This window comes from Bythopirellula sp. (assembly GCF_041737835.1).
Taxonomy (GTDB): domain Bacteria; phylum Planctomycetota; class Planctomycetia; order Pirellulales; family Lacipirellulaceae; genus Bythopirellula.
On sequence record NZ_JBGSQY010000021.1, the window covers coordinates 270,920 to 285,977 of the forward strand.

11 protein-coding genes are annotated in these 15,058 nt (G+C 56.0%); 7 read left to right on the forward strand and 4 right to left on the reverse strand.

The window, feature by feature from the left end; all coding sequences use genetic code 11:
- Positions 1–86: 86 nt before the first annotated feature.
- Positions 87–1,541: a protein kinase domain-containing protein gene (locus tag AC6T8Q_RS05810; protein ID WP_500678171.1), complete on the forward strand. Its 1,455-nt coding sequence runs from the start codon at positions 87–89 to the stop codon at positions 1,539–1,541.
- Here the strand turns inward: AC6T8Q_RS05810 and rpiB are convergent.
- Complete coding sequence (gene rpiB / locus AC6T8Q_RS05815) at positions 1,538–1,996, reverse strand: ribose 5-phosphate isomerase B (RefSeq protein ID WP_500678172.1); 459 nt, start codon at positions 1,994–1,996, stop codon at positions 1,538–1,540. The genes AC6T8Q_RS05810 and rpiB overlap by 4 nt on opposite strands.
- 95 nt (positions 1,997–2,091) lie before the next feature.
- On the reverse strand, positions 2,092–3,216 hold the full coding sequence (locus AC6T8Q_RS05820; protein WP_500678173.1) for an L-threonylcarbamoyladenylate synthase: 1,125 nt from the start codon (positions 3,214–3,216) through the stop codon (positions 2,092–2,094).
- 355 nt (positions 3,217–3,571) lie between these two features.
- On the opposite strand from AC6T8Q_RS05820, the gene AC6T8Q_RS05825 reads away from it, so the two are divergent.
- The 4 genes from AC6T8Q_RS05825 (at position 3,572) to AC6T8Q_RS05840 (ending at position 8,358) form a co-directional block, all read left to right on the forward strand.
- Positions 3,572–4,582 (forward strand): AAA family ATPase, encoded by a 1,011-nt coding sequence (locus AC6T8Q_RS05825; RefSeq protein ID WP_500678174.1) that lies wholly within the window; start codon positions 3,572–3,574, stop codon positions 4,580–4,582.
- A 69-nt stretch (positions 4,583–4,651) separates the two neighbouring features.
- Positions 4,652–5,545 (forward strand): DUF58 domain-containing protein, encoded by an 894-nt coding sequence (locus tag AC6T8Q_RS05830; RefSeq protein ID WP_500678175.1) that lies wholly within the window; start codon positions 4,652–4,654, stop codon positions 5,543–5,545.
- A 6-nt stretch (positions 5,546–5,551) separates the two neighbouring features.
- Entirely contained in the window at positions 5,552–7,576 is a 2,025-nt protein-coding gene (locus tag AC6T8Q_RS05835; RefSeq protein WP_500678176.1) for a VWA domain-containing protein, read from the forward strand.
- Positions 7,577–7,635: 59 nt separating this feature from the next.
- On the forward strand, positions 7,636–8,358 hold the full coding sequence (locus tag AC6T8Q_RS05840; protein ID WP_500678177.1) for a class I SAM-dependent methyltransferase: 723 nt from the start codon (positions 7,636–7,638) through the stop codon (positions 8,356–8,358).
- Between the two features lie 431 nt (positions 8,359–8,789).
- Here AC6T8Q_RS05840 and AC6T8Q_RS05845 read toward each other — a convergent pair whose 3' ends face one another.
- On the reverse strand, positions 8,790–9,965 hold the full coding sequence (locus AC6T8Q_RS05845; protein ID WP_500678178.1) for a metallophosphoesterase: 1,176 nt from the start codon (positions 9,963–9,965) through the stop codon (positions 8,790–8,792).
- Between the two features lie 38 nt (positions 9,966–10,003).
- Positions 10,004–11,755, reverse strand: a complete 1,752-nt coding sequence (locus AC6T8Q_RS05850) for a response regulator (protein WP_500678179.1) — start codon at positions 11,753–11,755, stop codon at positions 10,004–10,006.
- Between the two features lie 441 nt (positions 11,756–12,196).
- Here AC6T8Q_RS05850 and typA point away from each other — a divergent pair, with 441 nt between their 5' ends.
- Both typA and AC6T8Q_RS05860 read left to right on the forward strand, forming a co-directional pair.
- Positions 12,197–14,077, forward strand: coding sequence for a translational GTPase TypA (gene typA / locus AC6T8Q_RS05855; RefSeq protein WP_496919475.1), 1,881 nt, complete (start codon positions 12,197–12,199; stop codon positions 14,075–14,077).
- A 210-nt stretch (positions 14,078–14,287) separates the two neighbouring features.
- A complete protein-coding gene (locus tag AC6T8Q_RS05860) occupies positions 14,288–15,055 on the forward strand; it encodes a hypothetical protein (RefSeq protein ID WP_500678180.1) in 768 nt (255 codons plus the stop codon).
- Positions 15,056–15,058 lie beyond the last annotated feature (3 nt).

Genomic DNA, 15,058 nt, shown 5'->3' on the forward strand with positions numbered 1-15,058 from the left:
CAACATGCCAGTTTCGGATCCCAGGCACGCGGAACTGCGGGGATTTATTTGGCCTGATTTCAATTCGATGTGGACGAGCACGCGCTATGGTCACTGATCTGACTGCCGAACAATTGGCGCAGCGTGCCCTCGACGTCAACATCGTGACGGAAGAGGAAATGCGTGGCGTGTGGGGTGAGGTTGGCACGCATAACACCGACTACGATCAGTTCAAACAGATTCTCGTCCGCCGTGGTTTGCTGACCAATTTCCAGCTCGAGCGACTTGAGCAAGGCTATCGCACCGGATTCGTCTACGGCGACTATAAGATTTTGTATCTCGTGGGGGCCGGCACGTTTGCCCGCGTCTATCGGGCGGCTCATCGATTCACGAACGAGTTAGTCGCGCTCAAGGTGCTGCGCAAAAGTAAAAGCGATGACCCCTCCGAAGCGGACCTCTTCCGCCGCGAAGGGGAATTGGGTTTGCAGCTCAAACATCCCAACATCGTGGGCCTTCACGAAGTTTCTTCCAAAGGCAAAATTCATTACATCGTAATGGACTTTGTCGAAGGTCATAATTTGCGTGACTTCTTCAAAGTCCGTGGCAAATTTGAACCCTTGGAAGCAGCCCGTATTACCGAAGGCATCGTGGCAGGACTCGCTTATGCCTTCCAAAAGGGGATCACGCACCGCGACCTCAAGATGTCGAACGTGATTGTCTCGAGCGATGGCGTTGCCAAACTCGTCGACTTTGGCCTGGCTGGCGCAGGGGGTGAAGAGGGCGAAGGGGTCAACCCGCGTACCATCGACTACGCCGGCCTCGAACGCGCGACCAATGTTCGTAAAGACGATATGCGGAGCGATATCTTTTTCGCGGGATGTATTTTCTATCAACTGATGTGCGGTCAGGCTCCGATGTCGGAAAATCGCGACCGCACGAAGCGCTTGGATAAATCACGCTTCCAACACATTAAACCCATCAGCGAAATCGATCCCAACCTACCGCTCGCGCTTGTGCGGGTTGTGAACAAGGCGATGGAACTTGATCCCGAGCGGCGCTATCAAACCCCGGCCGAAATGCTGGCCGATTTGAAGCTCGCCGCCAAGCGAGTCAAAGAAAACCGTGATCTGCCCACCCAGGCCGCTGATACAGGACCGCTCGAAGGTCACGACGCCAACGGCGAGCCACGCAAGTTGATGGTGGTCGAATCTGATACGAAGATGCAGAATTTACTCCGCGATCTTTTCAAAAAGTACGGCTATCGCGTGCTGCTCACCAGTGACCCCGACCGATTGTTTCAGCGGTTTTACGAGAACAGCAAAACAGCCGATGCGGTGCTGCTCAGCTCGGGGCATATTGGTTCGAGTGCTGTCGAAGCGTTCAACCGCTTTGGCGAAGAGCCGTCTACAAAAAGCACGCCGGTGGTTTTGTTGCTGGGAGATCAACAAGCAGCGTGGAAAGATCGGGCCAAACCCGATCAACACCGCGTGGTGCTGCAAATGCCCGTGAAGTCGAAAGAGCTTCGCCAGGCGATATTGCAAATCATGCCGGCCACCAGTTAACTGTTTTCCGCTTTGATCCCTTTTTCAATCTCGTGGATCTTCTCCACGCGCCGTGAGTGCCGGCCCCCTTCAAACTCGGTGTCGATCCACACTTCCACCATCCGCTCAACGCTTCGTGGACTAAGCATATCGGCAGAGAGACACAGCACGTTCAGGTCGTTGTGCCGACGGCTGATTTCGGCGGTGACTTCGTCCGTGATGGGGGCAGCCCGGACGTTCGGGAATTTGTTGGCCGTGATCGCCATGCCGATTCCCGTGCCGCAGATCAAGATGCCGCGTTCGGCCTTGTTCTCACTCACCTTGCGAGCCACCAGCGCGGCGAAGTCGGGATAGTCGACCGACTCGGTGACCGACGTGCCCACGTCTTCGACTTCGTGTCCCTTGGTTTGCAGGATCGAAGTCAGCTTTTCTTTCAGGTGGTATCCCCGGTGGTCGCTACCAATAGCGATGCGCATCTCAAAACCTTTCGCAGCGTTTCAAACTAACCAGTTTGCCTTGTTTGTCGTCTGAAGTCCTGGGGACATCAGTATCAAGTCTAGTACCAATTTTTTTAAGTGAAATCAACGGTCTCAAGTCGTTGCCGCAGCGCCTGTTCAACTTCGTTGGCGCATTGACGATAAAGTTCTTTGGAACCGCCAATCGGATCGTCGATATCTCCGCCATCGACACGCAACGTAAACGTTCGGTTCGTGGCTTCGGGCCAGCGACGCAAAATCGCGTGGCGGTGCCCCCCGGTCATCGTAAAAATCATGTCCGCATGACGAACCAACTTGTCCGTCAGGGGTTGTGATTCATGCTTCGTAATATCAAGCCCCCGTTCTTGCAGGACTTCGACCGCTTCCATCGCCGCAGTACACCCAGGCACGGCCGCCACGCCAGCCGAGGCCACGATCACGCCCCGCTGTTCGAGTTCGTCGATCGAGCAGTTGAGCTTGTCAGCCACGAGTTTTTTCAACAGCATCTCGCCCATCGGGCTCCGGCAGGTATTGCCCGTGCAAACTAGCAACATAATCATGGCGGAAAGTCGATCCAAAGCACTTTTTCCTACGACGCCTTCTCGGAGGCAATTGTATTCGTTTCCTGACACGCGAACCACCGTCGAGGGCTGGCCATAGCGGCAAGGGCCGTCGTTGAGCACCAATGCCACATGGTCGCGGAGGTGTTTTACGGCGTCCTCAGCGGTTATCGCGTCCGGTTCGCCGGAGCGGTTGGCACTGGTCAGCGCGATTGGGCCCGACAGCATGCTCAGCACGTCGTGAACGATGCTGTGAGCCGGCACCCGCAAGCCCACGGTTCCCTGGGGCGAGACCGCCTGCTGCACTGTCGCCGGCAAACGCCTCAGCAAACTATCTTCATTCTGGTTGTCCACTACCAAAGTCACGGGGCCCGGCCAGCACCGCCGGGCAAATCGCTCGGCCAGTTTGCCGGGCCGCGGCGCGTAATCGAGCGCTTCTTCAGCACTTTTTATTGCAAGTGCCAACGGAACGTCGAGGGACCGCCCTTTGGCCTCGTAAATTCGTTCGATTCCCGCGGCGCTGCGAGCACTGGCTCCCAGCCCGTAAACGGTTTCCGTGGGAAAGATCACCAACTTGCCTTCGGCCAAAGTCTGAACAGCGCGATGCACGACATCGCGAGTATCTTCAGTTTGGCGTAGGTCGATAACAATCGGCGGCATAGGCAGTAGGCCGAAAACCAAAACGTAATGAACAGGTAACTCTCGGCGAGTTAAAAAACGCTTCCATGTGCCCGCCGGCAGAGGAGATCATTCATCTGGCCCATTCATCTGGCCAAGTTCGCGGCGGCAGATAAAGTGATTGCAGAACCCCACCCACATTTCAGATTTCTCAATATAGAGTTGCTCCCATCCCCCGGTCAAGCTGCCGCGTAGGCAATAGCCGACTCGATCTCCTTATGCAATAATGAGTTACGTCTGCTGGTCGCTGGGCCACCGCCCGCTTGCAACTTTCGCTAAACTGTTTCATCGGCTCCAAGCATCTATTCTCTCACCCAGACCTTCCCGAGAACCGCGCATGAGTGAAGCAAAGTCCATCGAAAAAGACGCCGCCGAGTTCGCCCAGCGTTACAAAGCCGTCAGCGAACAACTGGGCCGGGTCATCGTCGGACACGCCGACATTGTCCATGGCGTTCTCACCTGTTTATTCGTCGGGGGCCATTGTCTGCTCGAAGGCGTTCCCGGGTTGGGTAAGACGCTGCTCGTGCGAACCCTCGCCGAAACACTGGACCTCGACTTCTCGCGGATTCAATTCACCCCCGATCTGATGCCCGCCGACATCCTTGGCACCAACATGGTGTCGGAAACGCCCGAAGGGAAACGGGTCTTTGAATTTCAGAAAGGTCCCATCTTCACGCAGATTTGTCTGGCCGACGAAATCAACCGCGCGACCCCCAAAACGCAATCCGCGATGCTCGAAACGATGCAGGAACAAAAGGTGAGCATCGCGGGCAAAGTCTTTCCCATGAAGTTGCCGTTCTTTGTGATGGCCACGCAAAACCCACTGGAACAAGAAGGCACATACCCGCTGCCCGAAGCACAGCTCGACCGGTTCTTCTTCAAGCTCGTGGTCGGTTACTCCAACCGCGAAGAGTTGGCCACGATCATCGACCGCACCACCCGCGGCCTGAACGTGAAGCCGGAAAAGGTGATGAACGGCGAAGAAATTTTACGTTGGCAACGATTGGTCCGCGAAGTCATCATTGCTCCGCACGTGCAAGATTACATCGTGCGACTCACACTCGCCACGCATCCCAACGGACCCTTCGCGTTGCCAATCACCAACCAATATTTACGTTGGGGCAGCAGCCCCCGCGGCGCGCAGACGGTCACCCTGGCTGCCAAAGTGCGAGCCTTGCTCGGCGGCCGTTACAACGTCAGCTTCGACGACATCCGCCGTGTCTTCTTGCCCGCGATGCGTCACCGCGTGATCCTTAATTTTGAAGCCGCCGCCGAAGGGATTGAACCCGATCAGGTGCTGACCGAGATCGTCAAGAAAGTCCCCGAGAAAGCGGAAGATTCTAAGTAGCCAAATCATTCTACGCAGAACATCTAACGCCAGGGGAATACAATCCCGGGGCGCGAGCGAACCAAACCTATGCCCGGCGTCACCGATACCAAACTCCTGTCGCCCGCTTTGTGTGCCCAACTCGAACGCTTGGAGTTGGTGACGCGCAAGATCTTTCGTGGCCGCATGAAGGGGGAACGCCGCAGCAAACGCAAAGGGCAAAGTGTCGAGTTTGCCGACTTCCGCAACTATGTGGCCGGTGATGATCTCCGCCAGCTCGATTGGAATCTCTACGCCCGACTCGACAAGCTGATCCTCAAATTGTTTCTCGAAGAGGAGGATTTGCATTTTTATGCGCTGATTGATTCGAGCCTCTCGATGAATTTTGGCTCGCCGACGAAGCTGGAATACGCCAAGCAACTCGCCGCGGCCTTGGGCTTTGTTGGCTTAATCAGAGCCGATCGCGTGCGGATCGAAACGCTCAATCAGGCCGTAAGTCAGCGCAGCCCCTCCTTTCGCGGCCGTGCCAGTGCCTGGCGGATGATTCAGCAAGTAGAGGCCATCCAACCCGCCGGTGAAACACGACTCGCACAGGGAGTGAAAAACTTTTGCCTGCGCAACCCGGGACGCGGCGTTGTCGTGCTGATCAGCGATCTCATGGACAAAGAGGGCTACGAAACGGCGCTTAAGTATTTTGTGTCGCACGAAATGGATTGCTTTGTGATTCAGGTTCTATCGCAAGAAGAACTTGAACCCGACGTGAAAGGGGATCTCCGCCTCGTTGATTGCGAGGATCAGAACGAAGCGGAAATCACCGTGAGCGCTCCGCTCTTACGTAAATACCAGCAAACGCTCAACGGTTTTGTCGCCGCAGCCCAACAGTTTTGCTCCAAGCGAGGCTTGCACTATCTGCTCGCCAACAATCAGGTGCCCGTGGAAGAACTCGTATCCAAGCATCTCCGCCGGCGAGGGCTCGTGCGGTAAATGGACATGCTCTTTCGCAACACGCTGGGCCCCACCGCTTGGATGATCATGGGGGCGATCCCGTTGGCGATCTTTGCGCTCTATTTTCTCAAGCTCAAGCGCCAACCGCTTGAAGTGCCGAGCACATACCTCTGGCATCGCGTGATTGAAGATTTGCACGTGAACAGCTTTTGGCAACGCCTGCGGAAAAGCTTACTACTGTTTCTGCAATTGCTGATCGCGGCATTAGCGATCCTGGCGTTGCTCCGTCCGGGGTGGCAGGGCGAAACACTCGAAGGCGAGCGGTTTATCTTCCTCATCGACAACTCGGCCAGCATGTCGGCCACTGATGCCGAAAACGGCCAGTCGCGGCTTGATGAGGCCAAGAGCCGTGCCTCTTCATTAATCGATCAAATGGAATCGAGCATGTCGGCGATGGTCATCGCCTTTGCCGATCAGCCGGTGGTTGTGCAGGAATTCACCGGCAATCGTCGCCGCTTGCAGGATGCCGTGAATCGCATTCAACCGACTGCCGCCCAAACCGATTTCTCGGGGGCCCTGCGACTGGCCGATGGCTTTGCCAATCCACAGACTGAGCAAACGCAGGAAGAATCAACCGATGCAGCGCCGAAACCGCAGCCTGTGGAGCTTTTCATCCTAAGTGATGGCCGCTTTGGGAATGTCGACGACTTTTCGCTGGGCAATCTCCAGCCGAAATTTTTACCGCTGGGAACCGAAACGGCTGAAAATCTGTCGATAACGGCGCTCAACACCCGGCGTGGCGAAGATCGCCCCGATCAATTGCAGGCCTTCGTTCAAGTGGCCAACGCCAGTGCGAATGAAACGACAGCCACCGTGGCCTTGCATTTGAACGATCAATTGGTCGACGCCACGGAGGTGAAGCTGCCGGCTCGCGGAACCGGTTCCGCCACCTTTCTGTTGTCTAACGATGCCCAAGGAACCTTGCGGGCAGTGGTTGACCCCGCCGCCGGATTTCAGGACCGTCTAACCGTCGATAACACGGCCTATGCAGTTTTAGAAACCGGCGGTGATTCCCGCGTGTTGCTTGTCACCCCGGGCAACAGCGCTTTGGAAGCAGCATTGGAAACCGAACGTTCCCAGCGTTTTGCCAAGATCGACAAGCTCTCGCCGAATGACTTAGAGACACCCGAATTCAACCGTCAGGTTGCCACGGGCAACTACGATTTGATCATCTTCGACCAATGCGCGCCTCAAAAGATGCCCGACGCTAATACCTTATTCATTGGTCGCCGCCCGCCGCTCGAGAGATGGCAAGCAGGTGAATCGAGCGACACCGTCTTTGGCCCACAGATTATCGATTGGGATCGCAGCCATCCGCTGTTGAATCTGATCGAGCTGGGGGGCGTGCAGATTGTCGATGCGCAAACTGTGAAGCCGCCGTTGGGTGGCCGCGTGCTCGTTGATTCCACGGCCGGGCCTTTGATGGCGATTGCCCCCCGCGATCGATTTGAAGACGTCGTGCTGGGTTTTGAAATCGTCGGCACGAACGAAGCAGGCCAGCGGACATTCAACACTGATTGGCCACGTAAGCATAGCTTCCCCAGTTTCTGGCTCAACGTGCTTGAGCATTTTGCACAACACTCCGACACGCAGGAAATCCATCGCCCCGACGAACTGGTCGAGTTGCACTTACCGCCGGGCGAAAGTCGCGTGGAGATGGAATTGCCCGACGGCGCGACCATTCCGATGGAAGCAGATGTTGCGGGACAGTTGGCATTCCAAGACACAGAGCGGCCGGGAATCTACCAAGTGCTTCGCAATGGTGAAGTTGTCAAGCGGTTTGCCGTCAACTTGTTTGACCGGCAGGAGAGTGACGTGGCTTTACAGACGGCCAGCGCCGGGGAGGGGGGGCTGAATGTCGTCAAAAGCCTGGAGATTGGCTACGTTGACGTGGCCGCCGAAGCGCCCAATGCCGATATCCGTAAGGAGTTATGGATGCCCCTGCTGGTATTGGCACTGGTTGTGCTAATGGTGGAATGGTATATCTATAATCGCCGTGTTTACATCTAATCAGGCAATCACGGCGGCGTGGAATCAACACAGGAAGGCGGAAGTTTCTCCGCGGAGCGATGCAAAAAACAATTGACGAACGGCATGCCGAAAAGAAACAAAACGCAGCGCTCAAGCGCTTCATCGAAAGTGACCTCATCAGCCGGGTGAGCGACGAAGAATATCGCAAGAAGGTTCGAAAGGTTTATGGTGGTCCGCAGGGGGCGCTCCTCTCCACGGCCAGCATGTTGTCGCTGCATATTCCCTTGGGCGAGCGACTTTTTCGCAAACGCAAATTTGACCTTCGCGGCATGCGCTCGATTCTCGATGTCGGCAGCGGTGCCGGTCAAATCGCCCAGCACCTGTTGAAGTACGCTGACGCCCAATCCGAAATCTATTGCACCGACTTATCGCAACCGATGCTCGAGCGAGCTCGCGTGCGGCTCAAGAGTTCACGCCCACGCTTTGTGACCGCCGACATTGTTCATCTTCCCTTTGAAGACAATGCATTCGACGGAGTGACCTGCGGCTATGTTTTGGAGCACCTAGCCAATCCTCGGCCGGGCCTCGCGGAACTCGCACGAGTGATGAAGCCCGGCGGACGAATGCTCCTGTTGGTGACCGAAGACAGCGTCGCCGGAGCCTGGACGAGCCGCCTTTGGTGTTGCCGCACACACAATCGCCGCGAGTTGATGCAGATCTGCCAGGAAGTCGGCATCCCCTGCAAACAAGAGCTTTGGTACACCAAGATGCACGCGGCCATGCGCGCCGGCGGCATTTGCCTTGAACTGCAAAAGCAATAAAGCAAATCTCAGTTGTACGGATTGCTGCTCGGAATATCCAAGTAAGAATTGTGCAGCTTTTCTTGAATCGAGTTGCCGCACTTAGGGCACTCTATGTAGAAGCGGAATCCAATCGAAGTTTGCTCTGACATCGATTGACCTTGAAGAACTGGCATTTTGGTGAGCTGCTCTTTACGTAGGCATTTGGCATCTTCACCGCATTTGTCACAAATAATTGTCTGCATTCAGTCTCCTATTCCGTTTGAGCGATCGAATAAACTCGAAGCTCTTGAAGTACCGTATTCTACTCGATTGCCGCGCGGAGTGCTTCAAAATCCCTAAATGTTTGCCGATGAGGGCCATCTCGGCTCCATAATGCGCGAATCCTGCCTGTAAAAGGCTGAGAATGCAATGAAGTCACTTCCGGTTTGCTAACTACCGCCGCTAGCCATCTATTTGGCGCTTGCCAACTCCAGCAGCGCAATCTCCGGCGGACAGAGCAACCTGAGAGGTGTTTCTCCTGCGATGCCGCGCGTGACGTGCATCACCGTGTTGCCGCGACGGAACGTTCCCGCAGCGAAGCGCGTGCCATACAGACTAGGCGCAGCGACGGCTCCCAAAATCGGAAAGCAAACCTGCCCCCCGTGTGCGTGGCCAGCCACCACCAGGTCACCATCCCTCGCACACGCCCAATCGAATTGATCGGGGGTATGAGTTAGCAGCAGCCGAAACGGAGTTTCGGTTGAGTTAGAGCGCGCAGGCAATTCAGGAAGCCGCGGTCCCCAAGGTGCTTCATTACCCGCGATCAAAACAGGACAATCATTCCACTGAGCGGTCAGACTTTTCCCGCCAACGTAGATCAATCCCCGCGCCGTAAGATCATCCACCGTCCGGCGAGTATCGATGTAGAAATCGTGGTTACCCAGGATGAAGTAAACGCCGTATTTAGCTCGCAATAGAGCCAGACTATCGTACAGCCAATCGCGATACGCTTCGATTTCGACAAGGTCACCGGTGATCACAATCACGTCGGCCTGTAAACGCTTAACCTCGTTGGCGACGTTCAAATACCATTCGGGCCCAATCCGCCCAGTGACGTGCAAATCGCTGATGTGCGCGATCCGTAGCCCCACCAGTTTCTCAGGCAGCCGAGGAATCAACAGCCGCTTGGTATCCAGAGCGAGCTTAAAAACTTCATTGCCGGGAACAAGTCCCACCATCTGAGAATACAACCCACGCAAAGTATCTTTGGGTAGCGGCTGGTCAGGTTTGAGAAACGTGCGTTCTTTGGAGCGAACCGTGTGCGGATCGTCGTCTTGAAAACCACGAATAAATCGCGCTAAGAGTTTCCCCATTCCAAACACAGCACAGCCCAAACAATAGGTCACGGCGAAGCTGGCCAACGGCCCGGTGTTTTGCGAATTGAAGAAGTAATCGCCGTCGCGCCACCACTGCCAGGCAACCACCAAGGGCAACGTGGCAAACGTCGTGAAGCCGGCCCAAGTTAGAAAATCGATGAGCCGATGCGGGCCCGCCCAGGCATGCAGACGGTTAACCAGCGCGATCCAGAAATAGCCGTGCCCCAGCAATGCGAACAGGGCGATGAGCGTGAGCAGGGCAGGGTGCATGGGCCAATATCCGTTTGGCAATCGCCGCCGGCACTCCGCTAGGCTGAACCCTCGCGGCCGTCGATGGTTGTTTCCACGACGCTCACCAACTGATCCAAGCGGAACGGCTTATACAACACGTGCTGCAAGCCGGCTTGCCGGGCCTTGACGATCGAATGGCCTGGATCGTAACCAAAGCCGGTCATCAGCACCATCGGCACTTTTTCCATGAGCTCCGAGAGCTTCGTCATCAATTCATAGCCGTTCATGTCCGGTAGACGAATATCGGCGATAATCACGTCGTAACTCGACCCCGCGGCCAGATTCCGAACCATCAAGCGAGCTTCGTTGCCGTCGTGGGCCGTTTCCACAATACAGTGATACCGTTCCAGCAAGCCATGAGCCGCCGAACGAACTGATTCATCGGCATCGACCACGAGAATTCGCTTACCCACCAGTTTGGGCCGGGAATCGGTCGAACCGGTCGCCGGTTGGGCCTGCGTGGGACTCATGCTTTGTCCCACTTTTTGAATCACTTGCTTGATGTCGCGGGCATTCCGCAAGATTCGATGCAACCGCTCGACCACGTCGGGCTCATGGCCGATGTAGCGTTCCATGATATTGACCGCGTCGTTGAGTATCACGTCCACGGGCAAGGCGACGGCGCTGTGAATCGCTTCCACGCTGGCCGCGGCGGTGCTGGCCTTTTCCGCGGCCAACAATTCCAGCGTATTAAGGGCGACGGCCACGCTACGAGCAAAAATTTCAAGAAACTGTAGGTCGCTTTCCGAAAAAGCGTTCCCCTCGGGGCTTTCGACGTTGAGCGTACCGATCACCTGCTCGTGCAAAATCAGCGGAACGGTCAGCGAACTTCGCGCTCCTTCGGCCCCCGACAAATACAGCGGGTCGTCGGTGGTGTGTTCACAGATGTAACTCTTACCCGTGGCGGCAACAAATCCCGTCACACCATTGCCGTTGGTTTGAGCATACAGCTTACGGGCGGCCGCTTCGGGAGCCATGCCGACTTCCAACAGCGGAATCAGTTCGCCCGTGTCCTGATCCAACATTCGAATCTCGACCACGTCGAGCTGCAAAATGTCTTGGATGCATTGCAGAATGTTCGACTTGAGCAGTTCGATCCGCTCTTCTTCGGCGAGTTGCGAGACGTCGCTCGTCGTGAGGTCGGCCAGTTCAACGCCAGCTTGATGAATGGCCGCGAGTTTCTGTTGCTGCAAAACTTCTTGGCTCATGTCGTGAACGGTCACGACCAAATTTTGCGGGGCCGCATCGCTGCCGGCGGCAAAGACGGGGGCCGCGTGCAGGCGATAATATTTATTGTCATTACAGCGCATGATCGACGCACATGCGCGTCGCGTGGCCAAGGCACTATGCAGTGGACAAAAATCGGGGCCCAGCAATTCGGGGCTTCCCATGACGCGGTAAAAATTCTCACCGATCACGCTCTCCGAGCCGGTCCATTCCCGTAACCGGCCATTGCCCCACAGGACTTTGTTCTCTTTATCGAGCAGCACGACCCCGTCGGGCATGCCTTCGAGAATGCGATCGCCGCAGATAATTTTGCTCAAGTCCAACGACTTGGCGAAATGATCGGTGTCGCAATAGACGGCGGCGAATTCTCCTGCCACGAGATTCGAAAGAACTTCCAGCGCCGAATCGACGCGGACGATTTCAATATCGTTGCCAAAGTGCGAGCTGAAGTCGACCTGAGAATCGTGCGCACCGCCCAGGAATAAAATCTTGGGGCGCTCACCTACCTGCTCGCTCTCGAATGACGCACTTTCTGGCGACACGCTGGGTCCTGACACCGCAAACTTCCAAGTGCCGTTACTGAGTGGCCACGGACCGCACGCAATCGTGCTTATGACACCGCTGCCTCATGAATATTAGACCACAGTATAGTTTCTGTCACAAATCACCACAAGTTTGAGTGTCCGCATGTTAAGACGCTAATCACAAGAAATCTAACCGTTGATGCAATCTCACGAGAGACACCGCCTTCGCACTACGATTGCACGAAGTACGCAGACGAATCAAAAACTCTCGAAAAAACTGCTGAAAAATGAACTGCCCAAGCGGCACGCGGTTTCGTACAATTTTGGGTCCCACCCACCGAATCATCCGCCGCCGACAATCTCGGTGCGGAATCTCCGTTGTAGACGGTTCTCGGAGCATCCCCCTGCAGTTGGCTGGGACATTTTGCAGCCTCACGTTCAAATCGAGTCGATCACAGTATGTCCACAGCCGGCCTGACATCCACCGCACAGCAAATTCGCAACGTCGCCATCATCGCGCACGTCGACCACGGCAAAACCACGCTCGTCGACAAGATGATGATGCAGTCGGGCCAATATCGTAACGAAGATCTCGCGAAACTCGCGGGGGGGCAGCACGGCCTGATTCTCGATTCCAACGATCTCGAACGCGAACGCGGCATCACGATTCTCAGCAAAAACTGCGCTGTCCGCTACACATCGGCCGCCGGTGAGACATTTCGTGTGAATTTGATTGACACCCCAGGCCACGCCGACTTCGGTGGCGAGGTCGAGCGCGTGCTCGGCATGGCCAGTGGAACGTTGCTGCTTGTGGATGCCTACGAAGGCCCCATGCCGCAAACGCGCTTCGTGCTGCAAAAATCGTTAATGTACAATTTGCGACCGATTGTCGTGATCAACAAAGTCGACCGCCCCGACTCCCGGCCGATGGAAGTTGTGAACGAAGTTTTCGATCTGTTGGTCGAAATGGATGCCCCCGATGAAGTGCTGGAGTTCCCGGTGGTGTTCGCTTCGGCCCGGCAAGGTTGGGCCACGCTGGACCTCAACGAGCCGAGCGATTCGCTCAAGCCGTTGTTTGAAACCATCTTGCAACACGTTCCGCCCCCAGAAGTGGGACTCGAAGACGGCCCCGGCCGCTTGCAGGTGACAACGCTCGATTACTCCGACTACGTGGGGCGTATCGCTATTGGCCGCGTCCGCGAAGGCACGATCCGCCGCCGGCAACGAGTTTTGGTGATCGACCGCGAAGGCAAACAAACCGAGCGGCAAGTTTCTCAATTGCTTGGCTTCGAAGGTTTGGATCGTAAGGAAGTCGACAGCGTTTCGGCTGGTGATTTGTGCGCGCTCGTTGGACTCGAACCCATCGAAATCGGCGATACCGTTACGGATATCACATTCCCCGAAGCCTTGCCACCGGTGACTATCGACGAGCCCACGCTCCACATGACGTTCCGCGTGAACGATGGACCGTTTACGGGTCGCGAGGGCAAGTTTCTCACGAGTCGCCAATTAGGAGAACGTCTTCAGCGCGAACTTCGCTCGAATGTGGCCTTGCGTGTCGGACCAGGACCCAGCCAGGAACAGTTTCGCGTGTCAGGCCGTGGCCTCATGCACTTGGGCATCCTGATCGAAAACATGCGCCGTGAAGGCTTCGAATTGTGCGTCGGGAAGCCCGAAGTCATTTACAAGGACATCGACGGCGTCAAATGCGAGCCGATTGAGCAGTTGGTTGTTGATTGTCCCGAAGCCAGCCAAAGCGCCGTGATGTCGCTGCTGGGAGATCGCCGCGCGACGTTGACCAAGATGACACATCGCCAATCCGGCGGATTTGTCCACTTGGAATTCACCGTCCCCGCGCGTTCGCTTATGGGTTTGCGCAGCCGGATGCTCAACGCCACGGCCGGCGAAGCAATTATGCACCATACGTTCTTGGGTTATGAACCGGTTCGAGGTGCAACTCCGGGCCGGCCTTTTGGCGTTTTGATCGCCAATGAAACGGGCATGGCCACGGCTTATTCGCTCGACGCGCTTTACGATCGCGGGGAGTTTTTCATCAGCCCCGGTGATCAAGTTTATGAAGGTCAAATCGTCGGCGAGCATTGCCGCGCGGGGGATCTCGTCGTCAACGTCGTGAAAGGCAAGAAGCTGACCAACGTCCGCGCCGCGGGCAAGGACGACAACAGCCAAGTCCGCCCCGTCCGCGTGATGTCGCTCGAAACCTGCCTGGAATACATCGAAGAAGACGAAGTCGTGGAAGTGACCCCCACGCTCGTTCGCCTGCGGAAGATCATGCTCATGGAATCGGACCGCCGCCGGGCGGCCCGTCGTGCCGAGAGCTGATCTGGTTCTTTTGGAATATCCGTTACATCCGGAAAAACATTTGTATTCCCGCGACTTGTGCAGCGCCTATTGATCGCCAAACATGCGTTCATCAAAAGCTATGCTTGCTTGAATAGTTCTGGCCGGAGTTGTCCGTGCGCAGAGTGATCACCGCAAACAACAAGCTTTGGGCGGATCCTTTGAGGGCGCAGATCCTTTGGGGGCATAGTCATGGGGTTCATCAATATCAAGTCTCAAGTGAGCACCCGCCGCGGGCTGTCGTTTCTCGAATTCACCGGCTGCCTTGTCGCCATGATCGGCGGCGTCATGCTCGGCGCGATGTATTTGGGTCTCGATCTCAAACACATGGCTAGCGGTGTTCTCGTTCAAGCCAAAGTTGTTGACCCAAGTTATTTCGCCGTCGCGGAAGAAGTAATCACTGACCTTCCTAGCGACTCTCCCGACGCACAAAAAGCCGGTTCTTCAAGCAGCGAAACTTCCGTTCCGCAATTGAATGCCAAACCCGCACCCACTTCCGCTGAAACACGCGCGGCAACCCGGGCCTACTGGAATAAGTTGACCGAATATATGGCTGCTGAAGCTCAGGGCCGACTTCGCGAAGAAGGCAGCCCCGAAGAGTGGCATCTTTACGACTATTTGGCCCAACGGAAACGAGGTCACGAGCAAGCTCTCGAAACCTTGGCGACGTTGAATGAAGTCGGCGTCGACGAAAAACTCGTCGCCCACGGCCAGCAAGTCACCAATTGGCATCAGTCGGGCGTCAAGTTGTTCGATCATGCCTTGTCGCTGCTCAGCGATGGTCCCGGGGCGAAGCTGACCGGCCCATTCGCACAAAGTTGGCAGAGTGCCGCCACGCAGTTGCGGATGGAAGAGAACCTCGTTCTCGACCGCCACAAAGCCGTCGCCAATTATTTGGACCGCGAATATCCGGACGCTGCCCCGTTTGTCCCCGCGTTACAACAGACTCTCACAAAATAACTC

Bases quoted from the DNA above. Each gene is read 5' to 3' on its own strand.
- AC6T8Q_RS05810 (WP_500678171.1), top strand. From the start codon at position 87: ATGGTCACTGATCTGACTGCCGAACAATTGGCGCAGCGTGCCCTCGAC.
- rpiB (WP_500678172.1), bottom strand. From the start codon at position 1,996: ATGCGCATCGCTATTGGTAGCGACCACCGGGGATACCACCTGAAAGAA.
- AC6T8Q_RS05825 (WP_500678174.1), top strand. From the start codon at position 3,572: ATGAGTGAAGCAAAGTCCATCGAAAAAGACGCCGCCGAGTTCGCCCAG.
- AC6T8Q_RS05835 (WP_500678176.1), top strand. From the start codon at position 5,552: ATGCTCTTTCGCAACACGCTGGGCCCCACCGCTTGGATGATCATGGGG.
- AC6T8Q_RS05820 (WP_500678173.1), bottom strand. From the start codon at position 3,216: ATGCCGCCGATTGTTATCGACCTACGCCAAACTGAAGATACTCGCGAT.
- typA (WP_496919475.1), top strand. From the start codon at position 12,197: ATGTCCACAGCCGGCCTGACATCCACCGCACAGCAAATTCGCAACGTC.
- AC6T8Q_RS05830 (WP_500678175.1), top strand. From the start codon at position 4,652: ATGCCCGGCGTCACCGATACCAAACTCCTGTCGCCCGCTTTGTGTGCC.
- AC6T8Q_RS05860 (WP_500678180.1), top strand. From the start codon at position 14,288: ATGGGGTTCATCAATATCAAGTCTCAAGTGAGCACCCGCCGCGGGCTG.
- AC6T8Q_RS05845 (WP_500678178.1), bottom strand. From the start codon at position 9,965: ATGCACCCTGCCCTGCTCACGCTCATCGCCCTGTTCGCATTGCTGGGG.
- AC6T8Q_RS05840 (WP_500678177.1), top strand. From the start codon at position 7,636: ATGCAAAAAACAATTGACGAACGGCATGCCGAAAAGAAACAAAACGCA.